This is a genomic window from Sporosarcina sp. P25, assembly GCF_002743235.1.
GTDB lineage: Bacteria > Bacillota > Bacilli > Bacillales_A > Planococcaceae > Sporosarcina > Sporosarcina ureae_B.
Map to the genome: position 1 here is coordinate 212,402 of NZ_PDYV01000002.1, position 26,364 is coordinate 238,765.

At 41.7% G+C, this 26,364-nt stretch carries 25 protein-coding genes, 1 riboswitch and 1 other annotated feature; of the genes, 16 read left to right on the forward strand and 9 right to left on the reverse strand.

The window, feature by feature from the left end; translation table 11 throughout:
- Positions 1–7 precede the first annotated feature (7 nt).
- Positions 8–619, forward strand: coding sequence for an SAM-dependent methyltransferase (locus tag CSV70_RS02800; RefSeq protein ID WP_099660795.1), 612 nt, complete (start codon positions 8–10; stop codon positions 617–619).
- 26 nt (positions 620–645) lie between these two features.
- Here the strand turns inward: CSV70_RS02800 and CSV70_RS02805 are convergent, their stop codons facing one another.
- The 3 genes from CSV70_RS02805 to CSV70_RS02815 all read right to left on the reverse strand — a co-directional run bounded on the left by CSV70_RS02805 (position 646) and on the right by CSV70_RS02815 (position 5,634).
- The gene (locus CSV70_RS02805) at positions 646–1,947 is read right to left on the reverse strand and encodes a uracil/xanthine transporter (protein WP_232319235.1); all 1,302 of its coding nucleotides are present in this window, start codon (positions 1,945–1,947) and stop codon (positions 646–648) included.
- A 312-nt stretch (positions 1,948–2,259) separates the two neighbouring features.
- On the reverse strand, positions 2,260–4,677 hold the full coding sequence (locus CSV70_RS02810; protein WP_099628513.1) for a bifunctional diguanylate cyclase/phosphodiesterase: 2,418 nt from the start codon (positions 4,675–4,677) through the stop codon (positions 2,260–2,262).
- A gap of 252 nt (positions 4,678–4,929) precedes the next feature.
- On the reverse strand, positions 4,930–5,634 hold the full coding sequence (locus tag CSV70_RS02815) for a pseudouridine synthase (RefSeq protein WP_085132071.1): 705 nt from the start codon (positions 5,632–5,634) through the stop codon (positions 4,930–4,932).
- A gap of 174 nt (positions 5,635–5,808) precedes the next feature.
- Positions 5,809–6,028: a binding site (T-box leader), on the forward strand.
- A gap of 88 nt (positions 6,029–6,116) precedes the next feature.
- On the opposite strand from CSV70_RS02815, the gene CSV70_RS02820 reads away from it, so the two are divergent.
- The 10 genes from CSV70_RS02820 to CSV70_RS02865 all read left to right on the forward strand — a co-directional run bounded on the left by CSV70_RS02820 (position 6,117) and on the right by CSV70_RS02865 (position 15,712).
- Positions 6,117–7,499, forward strand: coding sequence for an anthranilate synthase component I family protein (locus CSV70_RS02820; RefSeq protein WP_233191749.1), 1,383 nt, complete (start codon positions 6,117–6,119; stop codon positions 7,497–7,499).
- 65 nt (positions 7,500–7,564) lie between these two features.
- On the forward strand, positions 7,565–8,596 hold the full coding sequence (gene trpD, locus CSV70_RS02825) for an anthranilate phosphoribosyltransferase (protein WP_369802568.1): 1,032 nt from the start codon (positions 7,565–7,567) through the stop codon (positions 8,594–8,596).
- Positions 8,593–9,381, forward strand: a complete 789-nt coding sequence (trpC, locus tag CSV70_RS02830; protein ID WP_085132068.1) for an indole-3-glycerol phosphate synthase TrpC — start codon at positions 8,593–8,595, stop codon at positions 9,379–9,381. The genes trpD and trpC overlap by 4 nt, the downstream gene beginning before the upstream one ends.
- Positions 9,378–10,010 carry a phosphoribosylanthranilate isomerase gene (locus CSV70_RS02835; RefSeq protein ID WP_099628515.1) on the forward strand — a complete coding sequence of 211 codons (633 nt, stop codon included), beginning with the start codon at positions 9,378–9,380 and terminating at the stop codon, positions 10,008–10,010. The genes trpC and CSV70_RS02835 overlap by 4 nt, the downstream gene beginning before the upstream one ends.
- On the forward strand, positions 9,994–11,184 hold the full coding sequence (gene trpB, locus CSV70_RS02840; RefSeq protein ID WP_085132066.1) for a tryptophan synthase subunit beta: 1,191 nt from the start codon (positions 9,994–9,996) through the stop codon (positions 11,182–11,184). Before CSV70_RS02835 ends, trpB begins: the two co-directional genes overlap by 17 nt.
- Positions 11,181–11,975: a tryptophan synthase subunit alpha gene (gene trpA / locus CSV70_RS02845; protein ID WP_085132065.1), complete on the forward strand. Its 795-nt coding sequence runs from the start codon at positions 11,181–11,183 to the stop codon at positions 11,973–11,975. The genes trpB and trpA overlap by 4 nt, the downstream gene beginning before the upstream one ends.
- 250 nt (positions 11,976–12,225) lie before the next feature.
- A complete protein-coding gene (locus tag CSV70_RS02850) occupies positions 12,226–13,155 on the forward strand; it encodes a S66 peptidase family protein (protein ID WP_085133593.1) in 930 nt (309 codons plus the stop codon).
- Positions 13,156–14,265, forward strand: a complete 1,110-nt coding sequence (locus tag CSV70_RS02855) for a mandelate racemase/muconate lactonizing enzyme family protein (protein WP_085132064.1) — start codon at positions 13,156–13,158, stop codon at positions 14,263–14,265.
- The gene (locus tag CSV70_RS02860; protein WP_158232374.1) at positions 14,258–15,142 is read left to right on the forward strand and encodes a C40 family peptidase; all 885 of its coding nucleotides are present in this window, start codon (positions 14,258–14,260) and stop codon (positions 15,140–15,142) included. The genes CSV70_RS02855 and CSV70_RS02860 overlap by 8 nt, the downstream gene beginning before the upstream one ends.
- A gap of 90 nt (positions 15,143–15,232) precedes the next feature.
- Positions 15,233–15,712, forward strand: coding sequence for an acyl-CoA thioesterase (locus CSV70_RS02865; protein WP_085132062.1), 480 nt, complete (start codon positions 15,233–15,235; stop codon positions 15,710–15,712).
- Positions 15,713–16,169: 457 nt separating this feature from the next.
- On the opposite strand, the gene mscL is transcribed toward CSV70_RS02865, so the two are convergent.
- Together mscL and CSV70_RS02875 are read right to left on the reverse strand one after the other, a co-directional pair.
- A complete protein-coding gene (gene mscL / locus CSV70_RS02870) occupies positions 16,170–16,568 on the reverse strand; it encodes a large conductance mechanosensitive channel protein MscL (protein WP_099626705.1) in 399 nt (132 codons plus the stop codon).
- A gap of 45 nt (positions 16,569–16,613) precedes the next feature.
- Positions 16,614–17,255, reverse strand: a complete 642-nt coding sequence (locus CSV70_RS02875) for a phosphatase PAP2 family protein (protein WP_158232375.1) — start codon at positions 17,253–17,255, stop codon at positions 16,614–16,616.
- Positions 17,256–17,560: 305 nt separating this feature from the next.
- Here CSV70_RS02875 and desA point away from each other — a divergent pair, with 305 nt between their 5' ends.
- From desA to CSV70_RS02895, 4 genes are all read left to right on the forward strand, one after another.
- Positions 17,561–18,607, forward strand: coding sequence for a Delta(5) desaturase DesA (desA, locus tag CSV70_RS02880; protein ID WP_099628518.1), 1,047 nt, complete (start codon positions 17,561–17,563; stop codon positions 18,605–18,607).
- A 116-nt stretch (positions 18,608–18,723) separates the two neighbouring features.
- On the forward strand, positions 18,724–19,851 hold the full coding sequence (locus CSV70_RS02885) for a sensor histidine kinase (protein WP_085132058.1): 1,128 nt from the start codon (positions 18,724–18,726) through the stop codon (positions 19,849–19,851).
- Between the two features lie 3 nt (positions 19,852–19,854).
- On the forward strand, positions 19,855–20,466 hold the full coding sequence (locus tag CSV70_RS02890) for a response regulator transcription factor (protein WP_085132057.1): 612 nt from the start codon (positions 19,855–19,857) through the stop codon (positions 20,464–20,466).
- 43 nt (positions 20,467–20,509) lie between these two features.
- The gene (locus CSV70_RS02895) at positions 20,510–21,814 is read left to right on the forward strand and encodes a D-serine ammonia-lyase (protein ID WP_099628519.1); all 1,305 of its coding nucleotides are present in this window, start codon (positions 20,510–20,512) and stop codon (positions 21,812–21,814) included.
- Positions 21,815–21,982: 168 nt separating this feature from the next.
- Here the strand turns inward: CSV70_RS02895 and thiW are convergent, their stop codons facing one another.
- The 4 genes from thiW to thiM are packed head-to-tail and all read right to left on the reverse strand — an operon-like array spanning position 21,983 to position 24,747.
- On the reverse strand, positions 21,983–22,471 hold the full coding sequence (gene thiW, locus CSV70_RS02900) for an energy coupling factor transporter S component ThiW (RefSeq protein ID WP_085132055.1): 489 nt from the start codon (positions 22,469–22,471) through the stop codon (positions 21,983–21,985).
- A gap of 11 nt (positions 22,472–22,482) precedes the next feature.
- The gene (gene thiE / locus CSV70_RS02905; RefSeq protein WP_099660796.1) at positions 22,483–23,142 is read right to left on the reverse strand and encodes a thiamine phosphate synthase; all 660 of its coding nucleotides are present in this window, start codon (positions 23,140–23,142) and stop codon (positions 22,483–22,485) included.
- Positions 23,142–23,957 carry a bifunctional hydroxymethylpyrimidine kinase/phosphomethylpyrimidine kinase gene (thiD, locus tag CSV70_RS02910; RefSeq protein ID WP_099660797.1) on the reverse strand — a complete coding sequence of 272 codons (816 nt, stop codon included), beginning with the start codon at positions 23,955–23,957 and terminating at the stop codon, positions 23,142–23,144. Before thiD ends, thiE begins: the two co-directional genes overlap by 1 nt.
- Positions 23,958–23,976: 19 nt before the next feature.
- A complete protein-coding gene (gene thiM, locus CSV70_RS02915) occupies positions 23,977–24,747 on the reverse strand; it encodes a hydroxyethylthiazole kinase (protein ID WP_099660798.1) in 771 nt (256 codons plus the stop codon).
- Between the two features lie 62 nt (positions 24,748–24,809).
- A riboswitch (TPP riboswitch) is annotated at positions 24,810–24,912 on the reverse strand.
- A gap of 192 nt (positions 24,913–25,104) precedes the next feature.
- Between thiM and CSV70_RS02920 the strand changes: the two genes are divergently transcribed.
- The gene (locus CSV70_RS02920) at positions 25,105–26,301 is read left to right on the forward strand and encodes a DUF3238 domain-containing protein (protein WP_085132051.1); all 1,197 of its coding nucleotides are present in this window, start codon (positions 25,105–25,107) and stop codon (positions 26,299–26,301) included.
- Positions 26,302–26,364 lie beyond the last annotated feature (63 nt).

Here is a 26,364-nt window from a genome sequence, read left to right on the forward strand (position 1 = left end):
TAGAACAATGCCGGAGCACTTTATGGATAAACGCTTACACATCAAAACATTTGGTATTAGAGAATGGATTCATCAGTCATCTCATTATAATCGTTATGAAGCAACACCTTACGAGATGCTAGATTATTTATTTGCCGAACATGACCTTCTAAAAGAAGGGAGCTTGATCGACTTTGGCTGTGGAAAAGGAAGAGTACCTTTTTATGTGAATCATCTATTTTGTTTGGATACGATAGGTATTGAAATGAATAGTGTGTTACACCAAAATGCAATGAACAACTTGATGGATTATCGGCAAGCCTTTCCTAAGAGACCTGGATCTATTTCATTTGAATGCTGTATAGCGGAGAGTTACATCATTCCGGCAGATGCCGTGACGTTCTACTTTTTTAATCCGTTTTCTTTGGAAATTTTTCGAACTGTAGTTCAACGGATTCTAAAGTCAGCCGAAAACTCCCCTCGTGCATTGGAAATCATTCTATATTATCCGACCGACGAGTATGTTTATTTCTTGCATCGTCACCCATTATTCGAAAAGATAGCGGAGATACCGATTACACATTTGCAAATTCACTACAAAGCAGAGCGTTTCTTAGTCTATACGTACAAACAGCCCTGATCATTTAGATCAGGACTGAATTATTTTCATGTAGAAAGACTGAACCGCTGACCAATCCAGAAAATTAATTCCATCAAGAGTGCAGCTAAGATTCCTACTAGCAACCCGCTTGATAAGAGAGGTTGAACGAGCTCAGGAAGTGAAGAAAACACAGTAGCTGGCAATGTCATAATAGATAACCCGAGAAGTGCAGGCAATGCAACTCGATATATGGTTTTAGGTTCGAAAGTTAATCCTTCCACGCTGCGCAGAGCAGATCGAAATAATTGTAAATATGCTACGAATAATACCGTGTTTCCAACGCTTTGAGGAATAGTGGAAAAAAATGCACTTAAAGGCGGTACGAGTCCAAGGATTATAAACAGAATGGAGCCGATAAAGAAAGGGGCTCTGTCCTTTATCCCACTGGACTGTAGAAAACCGATGGATGAAGCATAAGGTGCATACGGAACGAGACCCAGTGCACCCGCTCCAATATTCATGCCTCCTGTAATGAGAAATGAAGTTTTATACTGACTTTTAGTAGTTTCTTTTTCATATATATCTTCCGCACCTTTTAGGGTAGCGATGGTATTCGTCGTATTCAATAAACCTGTAATGACCACTGTAATCACGATACCGATTTCAAGTGTCGGCTCACCCCAAGGAAACCATTGGATAAACGGCGTAGTTTTTATCGTTTCAGTAGCTACTTGCGGAAAAATCAGCACAGCACTAACCCAACCAACGGTCATACCGATGAGCAGATTCAAACTGCTGATGATCCCTTTTCCTTTCACATGAATCAGAATCGTCAAACCTGCTAGAGCGAATGAAAATATAGTCTTCGACAAACTGATGAATTCACCGTCATTGAGACCAATCATTCCTTTTAAGAAGATGGTAATCAACTGATTAGCCAACAATAGCAAAAACACGAACATTACAGCAGGTGTAAACCACTTCTTCAGAATATCACCCATGCCGAGCATACCCAGTGTAGCTACCAGAACACCGGAAATCATGGCGCCTACTGCAATACTGCCACCAACTGTAGTTAGACTTAAGCCCATCGCACTCGCAGTTCCGGCCAAGCTGAGTACCACACCCCACCATAAACCTGATTGACCTTCCATCAATGCCAATCGATGTCCAAATGCACCTTGTAGTAAACAAGCCATTCCTGTGAAAATAAATGAGCGCTGTATAGCAGAAACGATTTCTATCTGCTCAAGCTCAAAAGCAGTACCGACCGAAATGGGGATTACCACTGTATTAGCGAACATAAAGAACAACCATTGAAATCCAGCTAACGCAGTAATTGAATACCGCATTTGAGTAGTACCCATTCTCATCTCTCCTTGTAGTTATTTATCTATGTATGTCAAAAAAATTGAAATATAAAGAAAACTATAGCACAAAATCAATAGGAAGAATAATATTTCTAGTACTACCTTGATGAAAAAGTAATTTATCGTTGATCACATATAAAAGTAGTGAGGCTGGGACAAAACCCAAAAATGCATGAAGGATCATTCTTCTCCTTCATGCATTTTTCTTTTTGACTACGTATTTATAAAAGTAACTTTTGAGATACAGGAGCGTGCCTTTTATAGCGTAGGAGAGCGGACTATTTTCTAGTGATATCCCAGCCTCATATTTCAAGACTTTATATTATTAAGTAACTGTAGAAGTTCGTTAGGCGGCACGGGTCTAGAATACAAGAATCCTTGTGCTTCATCACATTCTAGTTTCTTGAGGAATTCGGCCTGTTCGTAAGTTTCGACCCCTTCAGCAATCACCCGTAAATGTAAGTTCTTAGCCAAATCAATAATAGCTTTGACAATCACCGAATTTGAATGCAATTCTCTGACGAAAGATTGATCAATTTTAAGATGAGTCAGAGGAAACTTAGTTAAATAACTTAATGAGGAATAGCCTGTTCCAAAATCATCGATGCTAATTTTAATACCGATATCACGTAGCTCTTGTAAAATACTTTGGCAATAATCCACGTCAGATGTCATACTCTCTGTAATTTCAATATTCAAGTATTGTGGCTGAAGGCCCGTTTTATGAAGTGTGTTCTTAACATCTGCCACGAAACTACTACTTTTAAACTGGCGTAAGGAAACATTCACGCTCATCAATAGTGAAGTGTAGCCTAAGTCTTGCCACTCTTTCGCCTGTCTACAAGCAGTCTCTAGCACCCATAAACCAATAGCAAGAATCATCCCGGTTTCTTCAGCTATAGGTATGAATTGTCCGGGAGGTATCACTCCTCGAGAAGGGTGTTGCCAGCGTACTAATGCTTCTATACCAATCATATTTCCTGTGTTGAATTCATATTGCGGCTGGTAATGTAATGACAATTCCTTTTTTTGAAGTACTTGACGTAATTCCATCTCTATTAACGTTCTTTCCATCAAGTCTTTATAAAGTTCTTCTGTGAAAAATTGATAGGTGCTTTTACCAGATTGTTTTGCTAAATACATAGCAGAGTCTGCATTACGAATAAGCGTATTGTATTGTGCCCCATCGTCTGGAAACATGCTGATCCCGATACTTGGAGCAATAAAGACTTCTAAGTAATCGATAAGGAAAGATTTTGATATTTCATTGACGATTCGCTGAGCCACCATTTGTGCACCTTGTTTCGTCGTAGAAGAACACAGAATAAGAAACTCGTCTCCACTAAGTCGACCGACCAAGTCATTTTGTCTGACGAGTGTTTGTAATCTTGCACCAACCGCTTTAAGCAGTTGATCACCTACAAAGTGCCCCATGGAGTCATTGATATTCTTAAAACGATCCAAGTCCATATAAAGCAGGGCAAAAGGTTGTTGGTTGTTTAAACGGGTCTCAATTAAGTCTTCCACTGTCTGTTTCAGTAACCTTCTATTTGGCAATCCAGTTAGATGGTCGTGAAATGCCATATGTTCTACTAAACGTTCAACTTCTTTACGATCGGTAATATCACTGGCGGTACCGACAACTTCGACTACATTCTCACCTTCAAAAATAGGAGAGAGATAAACTAGAAAAGTTCTTGAGTGATAGTCAATTTCAAACTGTCCAACTCGGCCCAGTAAAGCTCCAAGAAGCTGTCGCTTAAATGTAGACGACATGAACGCTTTATTCGTTGTGAGCTGGTTAAGTGTATTCGCAGTGATACCCAGTTGTTCGGCTACTTTTCCTTCTAGTAATGTAATATTGATTTGATTATTTTCATCAAAAGAATATTTAAAAATAGCATTTTGAAGATTTTTCACGGTCATAGTAAAATCATTTTTTAATGCCAATTCCAGTGATTTTTCCGCTTCCATCTGAGAGGTCACATCTTGGCGTATGGAAATATATTGAAATGGTTTACCGTCTTGGCCGATAAACGGAACAATAGTAGTATGGACCCAATAAAAGTTTCCAGACTTAGACTTATTACGGATTACGCCTCTCCATACTTGTCCGGACTGAATCGTTTCCCACATATTCACAAAGAAGCTTTTAGGATGTGTACCTGAGTTGACTACACGATGTGTTTTGCCGATCAGTTCCTTACGTGAGTACTCCGAAAGGATACAGAAGCGATTATTGACATAAGTAATTACGCCTTGAGGATTAGTAATAACGACTACTGCTGATTCATCCAGTGCATATTTAAAGTTTTGCAAGTCGGTACGGGTTTTGTCATACTCGTTTGATACCAGTTTGGATCGGGTGACATCAATATCGAGAGAGAGATAACCCGTTAAGTTTTCGGCAGAATCATAAATGGGAACAATATTGATATCCAACCAGTGCACTGTACCTGACTTAGAATAAATTTGTATAGACTCTTGATAGACGGTAGCATGGAGAAAATGCTTTGTAAGCGTATAAAGCATCTCTTCAACAGAGAGACTTTTATTTAACTTTTTCCACGTCCTACCTATCAATTCATCTTCGCTATAGCCTGTCAGCTCACAAAAATTCTGATTTACATAGGTGAGATGACCATTTACATCGATGAGTGAAATACAGAACTTTTCATCAAGTAATGTGGACAGATGTGAAGAAATACTAGGAGTATATAACGCCATAAAGGCACATCCTTTCTTTAAGTAAAGTTAGGGGATAGAATAGTCCTTGATTTGGAAGCTAAGAGTTGTGAAATTATATAAAAATACCTAATAGGTAGAAGTAAATACATCAACTGTCTGATTATAACATGAACAAGAGAGTTTTGAACTAGTTATTGAAGTAAATAAATGTAGGTTATTAGAGGTATTAGAAATATTAGAGCATTGCATAGGAAAAAGATCATGGAAGCTTTGTAGGGCCTCCATGATCTTTTATCTTTTCGGTTCGTATTGAAGTGTTTTGAATAACTTATCACGCTCTGTATCTGTTAGTTCTCGCCATTCACCAATCGGGAGATCACCCAGTTCAATAGTAAGTATCCGCACACGTTGCAAGCGGCGTATATGATAGCCGAGAGCTGCGCACATTCTACGGATTTGACGATTTAAACCTTGCGTCAATATAATAGAAAAAGTTTTAGGACCGAGTTTTTTCACCGTACAAGGTTTCGTTACAGTATCGAGAATCTTCACTCCGTTTTCCATTTGTGAAATAAATGAGGCGGTTAGGGGACTATCCACGGTCACGATGTATTCCTTTTCATGACCGTGTTCTTCTCTCAGGATTTCATTGACGATATCACCATCGTTTGTTAATAGTAATAAACCGTCGGAATCTTTGTCCAAACGTCCGATGTGGAAAATTCGTAATGGGTGGTTAACAAAATCTACAACATTACCTTCAATATGACGTTCTGTTGTACTAGTGATACCTACTGGTTTATTCAGTGCAATATACACTAACTGCTCTTCTTGTTCGACTAGTTTTCCGTCGACCTCTACTTGATCGCCTGCCTCGACTTTACTTCCAAGCTCTGCCAATTGTCCATTGATTTTCACACGACCGTCGGCAATCCACTGATCTGCACCTCGTCTGGATACAATACCTGCACCACTTAGAAATTTATTGATCCGCATAAAGATTCTCCTTCCGCACTTTTTACCATAAGCTAATTATAGCATTTTTCCCGTAAGAAATTGTTGACATTAAAGATTCAGCATATTAAGATAAGTATAATAACTAGATGGACAGAAGGTTTCGATAGCGGAATCGTCCCGGCAGATGAGATGAGTTAGCAGAGAAGAGAATAGCGAAAAGATATGAATAAGAAGAGTAGCGATTGCATGTGCTTCCTAGAGAATCAGTGGTTGGTGAAAACTGATACACATCATTCGTGAATGGACTTATGGCAGCTGTTTTGATGAAAAACAGACGTTTGCCCGCGTTAAGGGCAGTGTGAAAACACATAAAGTGGGAGTGCTTCGGTGCTTCAATTTGAGGTGGCAACGCGGTTACATAATCGTCCTCTGCAACAGGCTAACTGGCTCTGTTTGCAGAGGGCTTTTTCTATTTAATTATAAGAACTATACAGCAGTCCATAGAGAAGAGGAGAATGATTATGATGACAGTGCAGAAGAACTTACGGGTAACGACGCGAAAGATTGAAGGAGATTCCTTAACTCCTATTTTGATATTTAGAAGATTGAAAGGAAACCATAAGTTCCTATTGGAGAGTTCTTCGCAAGCAGATGGGTCAGGGCGCTATTCATTCATTGGACTGAATCCGCAAAAAGCCTATCGTGGTCGGGATGGTGTAGTAGAAGAGATCGTCTACTCAACGAATAGAACCTATACGCATGAAGGAGATCTGTATACTTTATTGAAGCGTCTCATGCCTCGTATTACGGAAGATGCAGGATTTCCGTTTACAGGCGGTGCGGTTGGTTATGTAGGATACGGTGCAGCTAGGAATGGTGAACAACGAACAGCTGATGATCTTCAAATGCCGGATGTCTACTTTAATATTTACGATACGATTGTGATCTATGACCATCAATTGCACGAAGTGACATTACTGCATACAGAAATCAATCCGGTATACGAAGCACCCGACTTGGACGCCATCGAAGACATGATTGTTAATGGCTCCGTCGATAAAGAGGATAGTGTTTCTCTATCTGATTATCGTTGTGCTATTTCCAAGGAAGAATTTGAGCGTCGTGTTCAGATTGTTATTGATGCAATTAAAGAAGGACAGGCGGAACAAGTCGTTCTGTCACGTCGCTTTGAAGCAGATATTACAGGTGATCCATTTGCGTTGTATCGTAAACTGCGTCGCCGCAATCCATCTCCGTATATGTATTACATGGAGTTTGAAGATCATACAGTAATCGGAACGTCGCCCGAAAGTCTTGTGCGTGTCACTGGAGATAAAGTATTAACAAATCCGATTGCGGGCACACGCAGAAGAGGGCGAGATCAAGCGGAAGATGAAGCGCTCGAAATCGAATTACGCCATGATCCGAAAGAGCTGTCCGAACACGATATGCTAGTGGAAGTAAGCAAGAAAGAATTGCAACAAATCTGTCGTCCCGAAACGATTGAAGTCTCAAATTACTTGGAAACAGTTCGTTATGAACATGTTATGCACTTAGTTTCCGAAGTGATGGGTGACCTGGCTCCAGGATTACATGCACTGGATGCGTTAAAAGCGACAATGCCAGCGGGTACTGTAACCGGTTCTCCTAAAACGGTCGCCATGGATATGATTGATGAACTGGAAGATCAGCATCGTGGAATTTATGGAGGCGCTATCGGCTACATTGGTCTAAACGGTAATATTGACTTCGCATTAACGATCCGTACAATGCTCGTAAAAGAAGGCAAAGCGTATGTCCAGGCAGGTGCCGGCATAGTAGGGGCTTCTGTCCCTTCACTAGAATATAAAGAAACGTCCAATAAAGCTCGTTCTTTACTAGAAGCAACACAAATGACAAAGTGATTACCAAGACACAGGCATTACTGAAAGATCACGTAAACATCTAGACGAGAAGGGAAGAGATGAGTATGGAGAGGTTTTTAAGCATAGTAGAGAAGCAACGTCACCTTATGTATGAAGAGATGAGAGAAGCCGCTGAGCTGATGTTTAATGAAGCAACAGATGAAGATCAAATTGCACAGTTTTTGATCGCGTTATCAAAAAAAGGTGAAACATCACATGAAGTAGCGGCATTGGCAGCCGTTATGAAGTCATATGCAAATGATCTAACACCTAAAGAGGCACGTTATCTAGATAACTGCGGAACGGGTGGAGACGGAGTCAATACATTCAATATTAGTACGACAGCTGCATTTGTGTTGGCGGGTGCTGGGGTCCAGGTTGCGAAACACGGTAACCGTAAAATTTCCAGCGCATCAGGAAGCCAAGATGTCCTGGACGCACTTGGCATTCATTCCGACTTCCAGATAACTGATATGCAGAATCTGCTGGAACAACAAGGAATTGCATTCTTATTCGCACCAGCTGTTCATCCGAAAATGAAACGAATTGGTGCTATACGAAACAAAATTGGTAAAACAACGATCTTCAACTTAGTTGGACCTTTGACGAATCCTGTATCACTTGAAACGCAATTTACTGGTATTAACCGTCCGGATTTCATCATGGAATATGCCTCAGTACTCAGGATGCTAGGACGGGAACGAGCAATTGTGGTTAGTGGGGCAGGCGGAATGGATGAAGCATCTCTCGCCGGCCAGAATGAATTCGTACTTCTCGATCATGGGGATTTAATTCCATTTTCATTAACGGCGGATGACGTAGGGCTGGAATATGCGCCGTTGTCAGCGATAAAAGGTGGAGACGCAGTAGAAAATGCCGCAACTACTCGGTCAATCTTAAGTGGAGAACGTGGACCAAAGTTTGATACAGTGGTGTTGAATGCGGGAATCGGTTTATTTGCAAATGGCCGAGTTTCCACCATTCAAGAAGGTGTGAAAGTAGCTACTGAAAGTATCTTATCAGGCAAAGCGTTAGAAAAATTAGATGCGGTCGTCGCATTCAGCGAAATGATTCGGCAAAAGGCGGTTATCCAATGACGATTTTAGATAAGATTATTGCACAGAAGAAAATAGAAGTAGATCAATTGCTAGCAAGCAACACAATATTTCCAGAACGAGAGATTTCACGTCCGTCACTCTATCAGACATTGATAAAAGCGAAAAAACTGCAAGTCATTTCTGAGATGAAACGTGCATCTCCTTCTAAAGGTTTGATCGCAGAAGGTGCAAATCCGGTTGAACAAGCGACTGCTTATTATGAAGCAGGTGCTGCGTGTATTTCAGTATTGACTGATCGGGAATTCTTCAAAGGATCATTTGAAGACTTGTCTGCAGTAGCGGATGCCGTGCCAATCGCATTGTTATGTAAAGACTTTATGATCCATAAAATTCAGATTGACCAAGCGAAAAGCGCAGGTGCATCTGTTATTTTATTGATTGTGGCTGCACTTGATGACGAAACACTCGGAAGTCTGTATACGTATGCCAATGAAGAAGGCTTGGATGTGCTAGTGGAAGTGCATAACACTGAAGAGTTGCACCGCGCATTGTCAATCGATGCGAGAATCATTGGTGTCAACAACCGGGATTTGCATACATTCGAAGTAGATCTAGCGCAAACAGAACTAATCGCGTCACAGTTCCCGTTCGATGAAGAGCGTGTGTTCATCAGTGAAAGCGGGATCTGGGGACCTGAGGATGCAGAACGTGCGGCAAAAGCTGGAGCGAGTGCAGTACTTGTCGGAGAATCGTTAATGCGCAGTGATTCAGTAAAAGAAGCTCTACAAGCATTGCAAGTAGAAAAACACGTGATTCGTCCATGACAAAAGTAAAGATTTGCGGATTGATGAAACCGGAACATGTACAAGCAGCTGTTGATGCAGGCGCGGATGCTATAGGTTTTGTATTTGCACCAAGCCGCAGGGAAGTGACGATAGAGCAGGCGCAGAAACTGGCAAAACTCATTCCACCATCTGTTTTAAAAATTGGAGTCTTTGTTGATGAAACGAAAGAGCAACTAGTAAAGATATTTAATGAAGTACCATTGGATTACATCCAGTACCATGGCGATGAGACTCCTGCTTTTATTCAACAAGTAGGGTTACCTTCTATTAAAGCACTTGCTATCGAAAATGAAGACGATGTGAAACTCGCTGCTACCTATGACGTGGATTATTATTTATTCGATACACCAGGCGTTGAATACAAAGGTGGTAGTGGTAAGACGTTCAACTGGTCATTACTTGAAAATGTAGGAGTATCAAAAGAACAGATTATTTTAGCCGGTGGTCTGCATGCAGCAAATGTGCAGGAAGCGTTGAGACAAGTGAACCCATATATGGTTGACGTATCAAGTGGAGTGGAGATAGAGAAGCAAAAAGACACGGAACGTATTCAGACGTTCATTCATACAGCGAAGGGTAGGAGAAATCGTCATGACAACAGAAACTAAAGGACGCTACGGTAAATTCGGAGGGCAGTTCGTGCCGGAAACATTGATGACCGCCTTGCAGGAGTTAGAAACTGCTTACGATGAAGCACAGCAAGATCCTGCCTTTTCAAAAGAACTGGATTATTATCTAAAAGAGTTTGTAGGTCGTGAAACGCCTTTGTTTTTTGCAGAGCGTTTAACGAAGCATGCGGGTGGCGCGAAAATTTATTTGAAGCGAGAAGATTTGAATCATACAGGTGCTCATAAGATTAATAACTCTCTAGGCCAGGCCTTACTTGCGATTCGTATGGGCAAGAAGAAAATTGTAGCAGAAACAGGAGCGGGTCAACATGGTGTGGCAACTGCTACTGCTTGTGCGTTACTCGGTCTTGAATGTGTTGTATTCATGGGCAAAGAAGATATCCGTCGTCAAGAACTGAATGTTTTTCGTATGGAACTACTCGGTACGCAAGTAGTTTCCGTTGATAAAGGTTCAGGTACATTGAAGGATGCGGTCAATGAAGCATTGCGCTATTGGGTTTCGAATGTAGAGGATACACATTATATTCTTGGATCGGCTTTAGGGCCGCATCCATTCCCGCAAATCGTCCGTGATTTTCAGCGAGTAATCGGTGATGAAACACGTAAGCAAATTGTGGAACACGAAGGACGTTTACCTAATGCGGTCGTAGCTTGCATTGGTGGGGGGAGTAACGCGATCGGTATGTTCCACCCATTCGTCGAAGATCAAGATGTAAAGTTATACGGAGTAGAGGCGGCTGGTAGTGGTATTTCAACAGGCAAACATGCGGCCGCTATTGCGGGTAAACAAGAAGGCGTTTTGCACGGTGCATACATGTACGTGTTGCAAGATGCTGATGGATTTATTCAAGAAGCGCACTCCATCTCTGCAGGTCTCGATTATCCTGCAGTAGGACCTGAGCATTGCCATTTAGCTGATATCCAGCGTGTACAATATGATTCCGTTACGGATCAACAAGCACTTGAAGCGGTGCAATTGCTTTCGCGTGTAGAAGGAATTATTCCGGCCCTTGAAAGTGCGCACGCCGTGTATTATGCAGTGCAGTTAGCGAAAGAAATGCAAGAAGATGAGCTACTCGTTATCTGTTTATCAGGGCGCGGTGACAAAGACATGCAAACAGTACGTGATGCGCTAGGAGGTCAATCTACATGACAAAAAAGTTAGTGACACAAGCGATTATGCAGTGTAATGAACAGGGAGACAAGGCGTTTGTACCTTATATCATGGCGGGTGATGGTGGATTACAGACGTTGAAGAAAACTATATTATTCTTGCAAGAAGCAGGTGCAACAGCGATTGAAGTAGGGATACCATTTTCCGATCCGGTAGCAGATGGCGATGTGATTCAGCAAGCTGGTGAGCGAGCGTTAGCTGAAGGCATTACATTACGAAAGATTATGAAAGAACTTGCTTCATTCAAAGAAGAAGTGAAGATTCCACTAGTCATCATGACGTATTTGAATCCGGTGCTTAGCTATGGTTTGCAGTCAATAGCAGCGGATTGTGAAGCAAGTGGTGTCTATGGTTTAATCGTTCCGGATCTGCCGCTTGAAGAAAGTGGCTTACTGAAAGAAGCGCTGAAGAATAGCGATGTAGCGTTAATTCAATTAGTTTCTCTAACGAGTCCAGCTGAACGAATTGAAGCCATTGCGAAAGCAGCAGAAGGTTTCATTTACGCAGTGACAGTCAACGGTATCACAGGTGTCCGTTCATCATTTACAGAAGGACTCGAAGGTCACTTGAAGCGTTTAAAGGCAGCAAGTTCCGTGCCTATTCTCGCTGGGTTTGGTATATCTACTCCGGAACATGTTCGCACACTTGGCGGACTTGCTGACGGCGTTATCGTTGGAAGTGCGATCGTGACGGCCCTTCATGAAGGAGATTATGAAAAGGTTCGGACATTAATTAACGCATCGAAAAATCAACTCACCAATAGCCAATAATGTTGCGGACAACTGATACATTTCAGTTGTCCGTTTTTTCATGTTATAAAACTATCCACAAAAGAGAAATTGTGAATAACTTTTTCTGTTAGTTAAGTAATTTTATATGAAGTATACACAATACTTGGGGATTGGCTGTTCATAAAGGGGATAACTTTAAAATTACCCACAATCTATTTCAATTGTATTAGAAATCTCGTGATGACGATGGTGTTTCTTGAATATGATAAAGTAGGACGTAGAAAGGGTGATGAGTAGAATGATTCGTCCAGCACATTTAGTAAAAGGTGATGTAATTGGGATTGTGGCACCTGCTAGTCCTGTAGAGCGTGAAGTATTGGAGCGTTCATTTCAATTTTTGGAGCAATTGGGTCTACGCTATAAAGTGGGCCAGTCTGTGTATAAGAAAAATGGTTATTTGGCAGGGACTGATGAGGACCGGCTTGCTGACTTGCATGAGATGTTTAAAGATCCTGAAGTGAAGGGAATTCTCTGTGCAGGTGGCGGTTACGGCTCGGCGCGTTACGCAGAACAACTAGATCTCGATTTGATCCATGACCATCCGAAGGTATTTTGGGGGTTCAGTGACATTACGTATCTACATACCGCGATTCGTCAAGGAGCAGGACTAGTTACATTCCATGGACCGATGCTCGCATCATGTGTCGCACAAGATGGGTTTCATGAAATGTCTGGCAAAATGTTTGGACAATTATTTACGCCAGTTGAAATTCATTACTCGGAAGCCATCTCGCCACTCGAAACACTTGTAGGCGGTGTTGCAGAAGGCGAAGTGGTCGGTGGTAATTTGACACAACTAGTCAACAGTCTAGGTAGTGAGTTTGAGATTAAGACAAATAATCGATTGCTTGTAATGGAAGATGTCGGTGAAGAGCCTTATAAAGTAGATCGGCTGCTTAATCAATTACGACTAGCAGGTAAGCTTCGTGAAGCAGCAGGTATCGTGATTGGTGATTTCGCCAAAGCGACACCGAGCAAGCCAAATGCTTCCCTCACGATGGATGAAGTGTTTGAACAGTATTTCGGCAAACTAAATCAGCCTGTCGTAAAAGGATTCCGTATCGGCCATTGTGAACCGAATATCGCAATCCCATTTGGCGTGAAAGGACGTTTGGATGCAAATAGCAAGACGCTGACTATCTTACCGGGAGTGGAGTAATTGCAAATTCGCACGGTGGAAACATTCCTCGTGTCATCTTTATTACGTAAACCATTTATCACGGCATTGCGAACTGTTCATACGGTACAATCGGTCATTATAAAAATAACAACTGATGACGGCCGGATTGGCTGGGGAGAAGCGGTGCCAACGCATGTCATAACAGGCGATTGCATCGTTGGTATTCGTTATGTCATTGATACTATTCTTGCGCCCCTATTGATTGGCCAAGATATCATACAGCGAGAAGTAATGATGGAAAGAATGCGACAGGCCATTATAGGAAATACGAGTGCAAAGGCCGCGGTTGACATGGCGGTACATGATTTATTCGGACAGCTTTGCGGGTTACCTTTAGTACAAGTGTTAGGTGGCTACCAGCAAAGCCTAAAAACGGATTTGACGGTCAGTGTCGGGGAACCTATTGAGATGGCCAAGGAGGCGGCAGAACATGTTGCCAAAGGTTTTGATACGCTAAAAGTGAAAGTCGGTACAGGTAGTTTTCAACAGGAAAGAGAAAGGATTCATGCTATTCGTCGAACCGTCGGCCAAGATATTACGATTCGTCTTGATGCCAATCAAGGGTGGAAACCAAAAGAAGCCATTCGCCTCATTCGCCAGTTGGAAGATGACGGAATTGATTTGGAATTAATAGAACAGCCAGTTGCCGCATATGATGTAGAAGGCTTGAGAGACGTGACAAGACAGACAAGCACGCTAATCATGGCAGATGAATCATTATTTTCAGCAAGAGATGCAAAGAAGTTGCTGGAGATGCGCGCAGTGGATGTACTGAATATCAAATTGATGAAGTCGGGAGGGATCCGAGAAGCTTTGAAAATCAATGCAATGGCTGAAGTAAATGGCGTAGAGTGTATGGTCGGAAGTATGATGGAGACAGCAATTGGGGTGACGGCAGCTGCCCATATAGCAGCGAGTCACCCCAATATAACACGAGTAGATTTAGACGCGCCCCTGTTATTGTCAGAAGGATTTTCTGCTGGCGGCGTGTTCTATCAAGGATCGCATATGGAGTTTAGCAAAGAGTCAGGACTAGGTTTTGATTCAAAACGGATGATTCAATGGGTAAAGGAGCATGCGTGTGAATGAGAAATGGATGTGTGCGGTCAGCGTTGCGACGGTATGGACTGACCCTGATTCTCCCCGTGTGGCCGATCTTCCTGCCTTGGACCATCCCGTGCAAATCGATAGATGGCTTTCCCAGTTATCCTATGAAGAACGTCTAGCGCTGAGTGACAAAAACCGAATTCAGACGCAATTATTATATGGTGAATCTGTGATTGTCGAAGAAGTAGTTGGTGACTGGGCGCGCATCATTGCGATCTCCCAGCCAACTAGCAAGAATTCACGAGGCTATCCGGGGTGGGTACCACTTGTTCAGCTTTCCATGAAGAAACGAATACAGACAGAAGAGTTTGTCAGAGTGATGAATCCAAAAGCAACACTGTTTGATGAATCCGGCACATTCTTTTTACGTGTTTCTTTTAATACAATTTTTCCTTTTGTAGAAAGGCGCGGCAAGAAGATACGTGTCTGGACACCGCATGGTTGGAAACTGCTAAATGCATCTGATGTCGAGCGTGTGGGAGAAGAATCTATTCACCGTCCGCTAACTGTAGGAAGACGGTTCATTGGCTTGCCGTATTTATGGGGCGGCATGTCTGCCTGGGGTTTTGATTGCTCAGGATTCGTCCGTACTATATGGAAAGCGTGTGGCATTTGTTTGCCACGTGATGCAGTAGATCAGGCGGAAGAGGGTAGGCCGATCTCGCTCGACTCTGCGGATTGGCAAAAAGGTGATTTAATCTTTTTTAAGAATGAAAAGAAGTATATTCATCATGTAGCCATGTACGTAGGTAACGGAAAGATACTTCATGCACCTTCAACTGGGAAATTAATTGAACAAATTGATCTGAGAAATTCCGTTTATGCCGATCATGTGTGTAGTGTACGTAGAATTATCTAATCGAATAGGCAATACATTTAGCGAATATTGGCGTCAACTCCCTTCTTTTATGTATACTTAAATGAACGTACTAAAAAGGGAGTTGTCGTAATGTCTGAACGAAAACCTATGAGCGAGTCAAGAACGATCCAAAGTAAGCTAGTCTTACCACCGGACACGAACCATATTGAATCCATCTTTGGAGGGAAAGTCCTCTCATATATCGATGAGATTGCAGCTATTTCAGCTATGAAACATGCGGGGACTAGAGCTGCGATTACCGCTTCGATCGACTCTGTCGATTTTGTTTCTCCAGCCCTGCTTGGCGATGTCATCGAACTTGAAGCGGTAGTCACTTCTGTTGGTCGAACATCTATGGAAGTCTTTATTTCAGTTCATTCCAAAAACTTGGTAACAGGTGAAGTGAAGTTGACGACGGAATCATTCTGTACAATGGTTGCGGTAGATGACACAAATCGTCCGATACCGGTGGTGGGAGTGTATCCCGAAACAGAAATGGAAAAACGTCTTTTTGATACTGCCCCTGCACGACGTGAACTTCGTAAACAGCGTAGATTGATGAAACATTAATAGTAGCGCAAGGAGAGACGGGTTTCTCGTTTCTGCCTTGCGCTTTTTATGTAAAGTAATCCTCTATCATTCTTTAAAGGATTGGATACGACGATGAGTGAAAATATATCAGAAAATCTTATTCGTTTCACGAAAAGTGTGAACTGGATGCGAGCACATAGATGATTTCTTAATTTCGTCAGTGACTTTAGTGTATATAAAAACAGCAGTGGATGAATAGGCTATAGCCCCTCATTCACTGCTGTTATGTTGTATTAGTTATTACTGCTAAACGTACGGACTAGTCCAAGTACTGTTCCACCAAGAATAAATGCAAACAATGCATACATGATATAGACGAACCACATGAATATCCACTCCTTTGATCAGTATCCTGCCTATCATTGTAACACCTTGTCAGGCGCGTTGCAATGGACTTTACATGACAACTGTGTCAGCTGTCGGATCAAATGAATAACTAGCAATTATTTTGTCGTTCGCTTTTCAATAAATCGCGGATCTCAGTCAGTAATTCCTCTTTTGCATCCAGTGATTTCTCTTGAGGTTTTTCCTCAACAGGGTCTTCTCTTTTAATCTTTAGCTTAATAAGCAGACGAAGAAAGAGGAATAAAGAGCCTGCTACAATTAAGAAATTAATGACAGCTTCGATGAATTTCCCATACATAATTTCAGCGTCACGATATTCAAAACTTAAATTTGAGAAATTTAAGCCGCCCGATAATATCCCAATAATCGGAGATATAATATGTTCTACCAGCGAAGAAACAATAGTACTGAATGCTGCGCCGATGACTACTCCGATAGCCAAATCAAAAATATTTCCTTTAAATGCAAATTCCTTAAACTCTTTCCACATAGATAGTCATTCCTTTTTACAAACATTACATTTCATTCATCAAATTTATTTACCCTTTTTTCTCTGGAATCTCTGATACATCGCAATTGATGTGAACAACCATACTGAACTAGCCAGTATTCCCCCCACTATATCGCTTGGGAAATGAACCCCTAAATAAATTCTACTGACCGCAATCATCACAATCATAAAAATCGCGACAATTACGATTGCAATTCGGCTTCCTGTAGTTTTTAAATTTCTCCATATGATATAAGCAAGTACCGTATAGAGGCTGAATGCCATCATCGTGTGTCCGCTAGGGAAGCTATAACCACCAATGTCGATCAGACGATTAAAATCAGGACGTGCCCGTTTGAAGATGAGTTTGAGTACTTGATTTAGAATGCCTGTCCCAATCAGTACTATAGTGAATAATACTGCTTGAGCGCGATATTTCTTCCATAACAACACTCCAAGTGTCAGTATGCCCAGCAGAGTAACGGATGTAGTAGAACCGATGGTAGTAAATAATTTCATAATAGACGTCAGCCCCGGGGCTTCTGCGCTTTGCACAAAGTCGATTATAGGTTCATCAAAACTAGAGATCGTTTGCAAGTGAATAGATCGAGCAATATAGGCAAAAAATCCGGTAAATAAAATACAAATAATCCAAACGGATAATAAACGAATTGATAATTCACGCACAGTATACATTCCTTTCTATAGTTGTATATTCTGAACGATTATAAAAAGAATGTACAGCGAAAGGTAGAAGTATTTGAGGATAAATATCGGTTTGTTATGCGGGGAGTAAGAAGCGTATACTTCACAACTCAAGTTTACACTACTAAGTTATGCAACAACCTAACACATGTATCGTGTATTATTATGCCAGTCTCAAAACATATGACAATTGTCATCTCAAAGTCATGACATCTATGTCTACCTCTCCTGCTGTAAACAAGTTATTCTTAATGTACTAGCAAACCCAATAGGAGGGAAAGTCAAACATGAGTAAAGAGCAAACGAAGCAACTGCATAAAGACGTCGCACCTTTCGCGAAGTCTGATTTGAAAAAGAGTATCGTTCAAATGATCAATACAATTCCACCAATATTTATCTTATGGTTCTTGGCATACCAAAGTCTAAGTATATCTGTCATATTAACGGTTGCGTTGTCAATCGTTGCAGCGTTTTTTGTAGTTCGCACATTCATCATCTTCCATGACTGCACGCACGGTTCATTCTTCCGCAATAAAAAAGCGAATAGCATTGTAGGAACAATCACTGGCGTGTTGACATTATTCCCATATGAAAAATGGAAAAGAGAACATTCGATTCACCACGCAACTAGTTCCAATCTAGATAAACGCGGTGTTGGAGATATCTGGGTCATGACTGTTGAAGAGTACAAAAATGCTTCTAAGTTTGAGCGTTTCAGCTACCGTGTCTACCGTAACCCTATTGTCTTATTTGGATTTGGACCTTTATATTTGGTGCTAATCGCAGGTCGTTTTAACCGTAAAGACGCGCGTAAGAAAGAGCGTATGAACACGTATTTGATCAACATCATTTTAGCTGCAGTATATACAGTATTAATTGTAGCTATTGGCTGGAAAGCATTCTTGCTAATTCAAGGTACTATGATGTTCACGGCTGGTGCTCTTGGTATTTGGTTGTTCTACATCCAACATACATTCGAAGATTCTTATTTTGAAGAGGAATCTGACTGGGATTACGTGAAAGCAGCAGTTGAGGGAAGTTCTTATTATCAATTGCCCCGTGCTCTTCAGTGGGCAACAGGCAATATCGGATTCCACCACGTACACCACTTGGCACCGCGAGTACCAAACTATAACTTGGAAATGGCGCATGAATTGACTCCGCCATTACAAAAAGCTACAACCATTACATTGAAGACTAGTTTTGAATCATTACGTTATCGCTTGTATGATCCAAACCATAAAAAATTCATTACATTCAAAGAAGCAAAACAATATTCACTAAAAGATAAGTTGTCGATTGATTTAAAACCAAAACGTACACGCTTATCATAAAATGGCGAGAGAAGGAGCAATCCTTCTTCGCCTTTTTATTTTGTCCTTATATCTTTAAGAAGCGAGTAGAGAAATTATTTGTTACAATGAAACGAAAAGGATGGCGATGAGAACTGATGTATAGCTGGTATAGTGTTTTCCCGAAAAGCCCATGGCTAAGTATTTATGCTTGGGTTGTATTTTGTATATTGCCTTTCTTTTTTATTTTACGAAGTGCATCTCCCTTTAATTTAACAATAGGTATTATATTACTAGTGTTATTTTTTCTATCATATTATTTTTCCGCCAAGTCAAAAAATGGTCTTATGTATATGTGGATCAGCTTTGAAATTGTCATTACGGTCGTAATGACATTGTTATTTGGCTATGTGTACCTGTCATTATTCATTGCTTTCTCAATTGGAAATATTAGACGACCAGTCGGCTTTTTTATTATTTATGGATTACATATTGCTATTTTAATAGGGGCAATCGTTGCAGGGTTCTTTCTGGAAATTGAATTATTTTTGCCACAAATACACTTTGTTATTATCACGGTTATCGGTGTAGTATTATTGCCATTCAATTTATACAACCGTCAAAAACGAGATTTACTCCAAGATCAGTTGGAGATTGCAAGGGAACGGATATCAGAATTGATGATCATTCAAGAGCGTGAGCGTATTGCTCGTGATCTCCATGATACGCTTGGACAAAAGTTATCCATGATTGGTTTAAAGAGTGACTTGGCATCTCGATTGATGGATCGAGATATCGAGTCAGCAAAAGCAGAGATTCAAGATATACGTCAAATTTCTAGTACAGCATTAAAAGAAGTACGAGTTCTTGTTAGTGGTATGCGGCGTGTGAAACTTAAAGATGAGCTAGTGCGCGTCCAACAAATGCTGAAGGCCGCTGAAATCGAAGTCGATATAGAAGGTAATCCAAATTTCCCCGACGTTTCACCTATTGTAGAAAACGTACTTGTAATGTGTTTGAAAGAAGCAATCAATAACGTAGTGAGACACAGCTATGCAAAGCGATGTTGTATTATATTTGAACAGACAGAAAAGGCATTCGTAATTAGAATAAACGACAATGGAATTAGTATTGCGCAAAACGGCGTGAATTTACCGGGGAATGGACTCGATGGCATGAAGGAACGATTAGAGTTCGTCAACGGTAAACTGTCGATCAAAAGTGACAATGGAACTCAACTGAAAATCATGGTACCTGCTGTCTTAAAGCAAATAAAGGAGGGGTAACGTATGATCCGCATTGTAATTGCAGAAGACCAAGGAATGCTGCTCGGTGCATTAGGGTCGTTGTTGAACCTGGAAGAAGATATGGAAGTAGTAGGTAAGGCTAAAAATGGTCAGGAAGCTGTAGATTTGGTGAAAAGTCTTCAGCCTGATATTTGTATAATGGATATTGAAATGCCGATTAAAACTGGCTTGGATGCAGCAGAAGAACTACAAGATATGGACTGTCAAATTATTATTCTGACGACATTTGCTAGAGCAGGTTATTTTGAACGAGCGCGGAACGCAGGAGTTCGTGGATATTTACTGAAAGACAATCCGATCGAAGAACTGGTGAAATCGATTCATTCTATTATTGAAGGACGCCGCATTTATGCACCAGAATTAATCGACATGGCATTTGATATGAAAGAAGAAGAGAAGAATCCGCTGACTGAGCGGGAAGTCCAAGTACTTAAGTTAGTGTCCGAAGGGAAGACAACGAAACAGATTGCGGCTGAACTGTTTTTATCACCCGGTACTGTTCGTAATTATGTCTCCACAATACTGGATAAACTCGGAGTGCGTAATCGTATTGAGGCGATTACGTTATTCAATGAAAAAGGCTGGTTCGAGTGAAATTTGTGTGGACATACATTTATAACCGAGGAGTGATTGGTAAGTGAATAAGAAGACGCAAAGTGAATGGCTTGAAAAGCTACCCTTATTACAAAGCGTAGTAGAGCAGAAGGAAGTGTTATGGTGTAACCCTTCTGTCGAATGGGTAGCGGCGGGTCTGTTGAAGACGCATTTATCAAAAGTCGATATAGTAGATGCCAGCGATCGCCTAGAACGATTTGCTCCCTATTTGGCGAAAGCCTTTCCCGATACGGATAAAGGTGTCATTGAATCTCCATTAACCCCGATTCCAAAGATGAAGCGAGAACTTGAAACAGCGTACGCTATCCAGATCCCGGGAAAGCTTTTATTAAAGCAGGATAATGCGTTGCCAATTTCAGGGTCAATCAAAGCGCGTGGTGGTATTTATGAAGTTTTGAAGCATGCAGAGACGCTTGCGATCAATAGTCAGTTGCTCGATTCTACAAAAGACTACAGCCAATTTGATACACCGGTATTCCGTGAGTTGTTTGCGAAGCACAAAATCGCAGTAGGCTCGACAGGGAATCTGGGATTGAGTATTGGTATTATGAGTGCAAAACTTGGCTTCCATGTAACGGTGCATATGTCAGCCGATGCCAAACAGTGGAAAAAGGATTTATTGCGCTCAAAAGGTGTTCATGTGGTTGAGTATATCGATGATTACAGTAAAGCGGTAGAAGAAGGCCGACGTCAGGCAGAGGCTGACCCGTCTTGTCACTTTGTGGACGATGAAAACTCGATCGATTTATTCATGGGGTATGCAGTGGCAGGAGAACGTGTTGCAGCACAATTGAAAGAGCAAAATATTATTGTCGATGAAGCACATCCGCTATTCGTCTATTTACCTTGCGGTGTAGGCGGAGGACCAGGTGGCGTGGCATTCGGATTAAAATTGGCATTAGGCGATCATGTGCATTGCCTCTTTGCTGAACCAACACACTCGCCGTGTATGATGATTGGAATGATGACAGGAATGCACGACCAAGTCTCAGTTGCAGATTTTGGCCTGGACAATAAAACTGCAGCTGATGGTTTAGCAGTCGGTACAGCGTCCGCATTTGTCGGGAAAACGATGGAACCATTCCTCACAGGATGCTATACGGTAGAAGATCAGACATTGTTCACGCTCCTGAAAAAGCTGGCGGATAGTGAAGACATCTGGTTAGAACCTTCAGCACTTGCTGGTATGACAGGGCCTGTACAAGTTATACAGTCTAAATTACCGTCAGCAGATTTCAAAAACACAACGCACCTTGTATGGGGAACGGGCGGAAATATGGTGCCTGCAGACGAAATGAAGAGATATTATAATCATACGGGGAAATAACACACTCTATTTCCCGGGAAATCGACAAAAGATCCGCAGAGATATTCTCTGCGGATCTTATTTTTTAAACTATTTGATTTGGAAGAGGGAAGATATCGTTGATCAACGTGCTGGAACGCAAATTGGATCTCATCACTGATCCCCACCATTTTGACTTACATCTTGGTGTTACTGCAAATCTTTAAAAATCTTCAATTTCAACAGTCTTGGAGCCAATAATAGGCCGATAATTGTACCACTCACTGTCGATACAAGAAAAGGGGGTAGAAAGAAGAAGGCAGTGACGGTAGTGCCCATCAAAATTTTGGCATAAGGCACCGCAAACAATGGTGCTATCAAACCGGTTCCAATAATTTCTCCAATACCCGCACTCCAATTTCTTTTGAAACGCTGATAGAGTACGCCAGCTAAAAGTGCACCGATCATTCCGCCTGGAAACGCGAGCAGTGAACCTGTCCCTGTCAATAAACGTACGAGTCCTGTCATAAACGCTACCATCACGGCAGCTCCAGGCCCCATTATAATCGCCACTACGACATTCACAGCATGCTGTATGGGATATGCTCTGGCGATACCAGCAGGGAATGAAACGAATGCAGAGCCGGCAACTGCGATGGCTACAAACATTGTCATGAAAATCATTCTACGTGTATTCATACGAACCCCATTCATTCCAACAAGGAGTATATTGTTCTTGCTAAATCACTTGCTGCATACAGTGGATCTTTAGCCGATGCGATCGCAGAAACAACGGCTACACCATCTGCTCCGGCTTGGATAATAGAGCTGGTTGTAGCCAGCGTAATTCCGCCTATAGCGACTATCGGCATATCAGGGAAAGTAGTATGAATTTCTTCTACTAAAGTGGTACCGACAACTGCCGAAGCATCAAGTTTGGTTGACGTCGGATAGATCGGACCCAGTCCTACATAATCCGCGCCAATGGATTGTGCAATTTGTACTTCTTGTGCATTGTGAGTCGAAACCCCAAGCCATTTATCCGGACCAATTCGCTGACGCACGCTGTCTGCCCGTTCATCATCTTGTCCTACATGAACCCCGTCCGCATTAATTGCCAATGCAAGATCCACATCGTCATTGATGATGAAAGGAACGCGATACAATCTGCATAGCGCCTGACACTTTCTGGCAAACCCGAGCAAAGCTTCGCCTTCGAGGGCATGTAATCCTTTTTCACGCAACTGAAAACATGTGACACCCCCGCGAAGAGCTGCTTCCACTATTGCTAATGGATCTTGATTCCCTGAGTTTGGTGTGCCCATTACAAAATATAAACCTAATGCTTTCTTCAATCCTATATTTGACATCAGTGTATCTCCTTTTTTAGATCACCATATGCCCAATGATTTGTCGGTCCATGGCCTGAACCGATCTTCAAGCCATTTTCAATCGCGGCTTGTATGAATTGCTTCGCTTCGGCAACTGCATCCGTCAAGGAATAGCCTTTAGCTAGAAAACTTGTCAACGCCGCTGCAAATGTGCATCCGGTTCCATGTGTGTCTTTAGTTTGGATCCAAGGTGTAGTTACAGTGAATGACTGACCTTCTTCGTCCGCGTAATAATCCTTTGCGTCCAACACATCATTACGGTGGCCGCCTTTCATAACGACGGCTTTCGCTCCCATTTGGATAAAAGCAGCTGCGGCTTGCTGAATGTCTTCATCTGTTCGTATTTTCATTCCGGTCAGTACTTCCGCTTCAGGAATATTCGGAGTCACAATGGTAGCCAGTGGCAACAAATGCTCTTTTAATGCTTGAATCGCCTGTTGTTGCAATAAAGTTTGTCCTCCCTTTGCAATCATGACAGGGTCAATGACTAATGGAAACGAAGGGTATTCTTTTAATAGCGTAGCTACTTCAGTAATAATTTCTGCAGAAAACAGCATCCCGGTTTTACATGCTTTTACATCAAAATCATCAAGTACTGCACGTATTTGTGCTATTACTCCTTCTGTTTGTATTGGATAAACACCGTGAACACCGTGTGTGTTCTGAGCAGTCACCGCGGTTATAGCAGAAGTGCCAAATACACCTAGTTCCTGGAACGTTTTTAAGTCGGCTTGAATTCCTGCGCCACCTCCGCTATCCGAACCGGCAATGGTCAATGCTACTTGTACTGTCAATTGAAAAACCTCCTGTCTATTAGGTTGAAAATGTTTTCGATTCTCTATCCAATGTATGTAATGTATTTATGAAGTTCACAGCAAAGTCGCCAGGACCACGTGAAATTTTTGCTGTCTGTTCACCAGCCCGTTTATAAAATGAAAGTGCATCTGCTACGGCTTCCAAGGGATGCTCCATTCCTACAGAGAGAAAAGCACCCGTGATAGAACTAAGTAAACACCCCGTACCTGTAATGGTAGTCATCATGGGGTGACCGCCTGTAATGGATAATGTGGAATCACCATCCGTGACAATATCCACTTCGCCTGATACTGCAACCAGACAGTTATACTTGCGAGCAGTCATTGTCGCTATACTTTTGATGTCGGCAGAACCTTCACCTGCGTCAACACCCTTGGCGGCCCATGGAACATCTGCAATTGCAGCAAGTTCCCCTGCATTACAACGGATCAGTGTGACGTCTACTTCGTTCAGTACTTTCAGGACGCTAGCTTTACGAAAAGCTGTGGCGCCTGCACCCACAGGGTCTAGTACGACGGGTTTTCCTACTGCGCGGGCACTGTTTCCTGCCAAAATCATTGCATCTACTGTTTGTTGCTTCAATGTGCCAATATTTAAAATGCTGCAAGAGGCAATTCTAGCGATATCTTCTGCTTCTTCTACTGCATCCGCCATAACGGGAGAAGCGCCTATTGCAAGTAAACCATTTGCTTGGAAATTCGCGACTACAAAATTTGTAATGCAATGAACGAGCGGTTGCCTTTGACGAAGTTCTTGAATAAGCTGCATGTTTCTTTTCCTCCCTTTAAAGGTATATATACAAAAAACCCATGCATAGATGGGCAATTGGGTATGAAAACTACCCACTTCCCTCCGCTAGTATGTGCTAGATCAGGTTCAAAGGGTTTGCGTAATCGCATCTCAGCCGAAAAGAAGGCGCCCCTAGTGGTGGCTATGTATCAGACAGGCTAATTATATCATATACATGAAAAAGGTTGAAATAATACTGGGATTAGAAGGTCTAAGTATTTGGAAATGAGCGATTCCGAATAGACAAAGAGGTATAACGATATGCTGAATGTTACATAATTATCTGAAGGCGTATAACTGTTTCAGATGAAATAGATAAAAGGGAGCAGATCGCAAATGGAGAAATTATTTGAAATTCAACAGATGGTTCATTCATTGGATGATATATCATTCACATGGAGTGACACAGGTGGTTATTATCGTGTTTATAAAAATGACAGGCAAGTATATGAAGGAACGGCTCCAAAGTTTACGGATGGTGAATTAGACCCGTCACATCCTTTTCAATATACAGTGGAACGAGTAGAGGAAGGACGGGTTCAAGATGTGATTGTTATCCAGACGTCCGCCCTAACAGAAGTACAGGAAGATGAACATCCTTTACAACGCTTAGTCATTACAACGATTGTCGCCCCATCACAAATTGCACTGTCATGGGAGTGGATTAAGGACGTAGAGAAGTTTGATATTTACCGCAACGGACAATACATCGAGACAATTACTGATAATCGTTTTATTGATCGTGAGACAAGTCTTTCTGAGTCGGTAGTATATAGTGTCGCGGCAACGCGTCCATTGATTGACAGCAATCAGAAAATGAATGTCAGTAAATCGATCGCATCAAAAGTGTATGAAGTGATTATGCCTCGAAATCTTGAGAATAAACCGACAGAAGAAATCTACACTTTTTCTGTACGGGTAAAGCAGCGGAATCAATTACTAAAACCGGTAGCTGACAGGAAAAAGACAAAAGAAGTGGAACAGTGGAAGTTCCGTTATACGACATTTTTAAAGGAAGATATTATAAAGAATCCGAATCTCTTTTCACCGATACCATACTTTACAGGAGATGATCGGGACTTTAATCCAGAAGGGAAAAGCTTCCGTACCCGTGTGGATATAGAAGGAGAGTTTATCGGGGGAGACAGTACATTGCAATTTACGAAAGCCACGGGACCGTCAATCGGCTTGAATACGATGAAACGGTATAAGCGTCATGACCATGCGTCTGTAGATGGTATAGACATTGATCGGTTGGAAGGGAAATCGACAGAAGTTCATTTTACAATCAATCATGACGTAGGCAATCCATTAACCACTTCACCGCCAATTCATTATGAAGTGAAAGCTCATGTGGATCAGGAAGGGAACATTGACCTGGTTGGCTATCATAATGATGCACCTCATCATGAAATTTATTTAGCGCTTGACGGAGAGGACTGGCGTTCCGTCCATCGTACTGAAAGTGAAGGATTAGCGTATTTGTCAGGTGTGCTGGGAGATAATTATTGGCGTTATACCACATGTAATTAATGCAGTTGAGAAAATAGTATTATCCATCCCCTCTATTCTATCGTCTAGTAAGTATAATTTTAT

What these genes read in the sequence shown, in the direction of transcription:
- CSV70_RS02800 (WP_099660795.1), top strand. Translation starts at nt 8, where the DNA reads ATGCCGGAGCACTTTATGGATAAACGCTTACACATCAAAACATTTGGT.
- CSV70_RS02850 (WP_085133593.1), top strand. Translation starts at nt 12,226, where the DNA reads ATGAGTAGAATGATTCGTCCAGCACATTTAGTAAAAGGTGATGTAATT.
- trpD (WP_369802568.1), top strand. Translation starts at nt 7,565, where the DNA reads ATGGAGAGGTTTTTAAGCATAGTAGAGAAGCAACGTCACCTTATGTAT.
- desA (WP_099628518.1), top strand. Translation starts at nt 17,561, where the DNA reads ATGAGTAAAGAGCAAACGAAGCAACTGCATAAAGACGTCGCACCTTTC.
- CSV70_RS02820 (WP_233191749.1), top strand. Translation starts at nt 6,117, where the DNA reads ATGATGACAGTGCAGAAGAACTTACGGGTAACGACGCGAAAGATTGAA.
- trpA (WP_085132065.1), top strand. Translation starts at nt 11,181, where the DNA reads ATGACAAAAAAGTTAGTGACACAAGCGATTATGCAGTGTAATGAACAG.
- thiE (WP_099660796.1), bottom strand. Translation starts at nt 23,142, where the DNA reads ATGTCAAATATAGGATTGAAGAAAGCATTAGGTTTATATTTTGTAATG.
- trpB (WP_085132066.1), top strand. Translation starts at nt 9,994, where the DNA reads ATGACAACAGAAACTAAAGGACGCTACGGTAAATTCGGAGGGCAGTTC.
- CSV70_RS02865 (WP_085132062.1), top strand. Translation starts at nt 15,233, where the DNA reads ATGTCTGAACGAAAACCTATGAGCGAGTCAAGAACGATCCAAAGTAAG.
- CSV70_RS02815 (WP_085132071.1), bottom strand. Translation starts at nt 5,634, where the DNA reads ATGCGGATCAATAAATTTCTAAGTGGTGCAGGTATTGTATCCAGACGA.
- CSV70_RS02890 (WP_085132057.1), top strand. Translation starts at nt 19,855, where the DNA reads ATGATCCGCATTGTAATTGCAGAAGACCAAGGAATGCTGCTCGGTGCA.
- CSV70_RS02920 (WP_085132051.1), top strand. Translation starts at nt 25,105, where the DNA reads ATGGAGAAATTATTTGAAATTCAACAGATGGTTCATTCATTGGATGAT.
- trpC (WP_085132068.1), top strand. Translation starts at nt 8,593, where the DNA reads ATGACGATTTTAGATAAGATTATTGCACAGAAGAAAATAGAAGTAGAT.
- CSV70_RS02805 (WP_232319235.1), bottom strand. Translation starts at nt 1,947, where the DNA reads ATGGGTACTACTCAAATGCGGTATTCAATTACTGCGTTAGCTGGATTT.
- CSV70_RS02835 (WP_099628515.1), top strand. Translation starts at nt 9,378, where the DNA reads ATGACAAAAGTAAAGATTTGCGGATTGATGAAACCGGAACATGTACAA.
- CSV70_RS02885 (WP_085132058.1), top strand. Translation starts at nt 18,724, where the DNA reads ATGTATAGCTGGTATAGTGTTTTCCCGAAAAGCCCATGGCTAAGTATT.
- thiW (WP_085132055.1), bottom strand. Translation starts at nt 22,471, where the DNA reads ATGAATACACGTAGAATGATTTTCATGACAATGTTTGTAGCCATCGCA.
- CSV70_RS02810 (WP_099628513.1), bottom strand. Translation starts at nt 4,677, where the DNA reads ATGGCGTTATATACTCCTAGTATTTCTTCACATCTGTCCACATTACTT.
- thiM (WP_099660798.1), bottom strand. Translation starts at nt 24,747, where the DNA reads ATGCAGCTTATTCAAGAACTTCGTCAAAGGCAACCGCTCGTTCATTGC.
- mscL (WP_099626705.1), bottom strand. Translation starts at nt 16,568, where the DNA reads ATGTGGAAAGAGTTTAAGGAATTTGCATTTAAAGGAAATATTTTTGAT.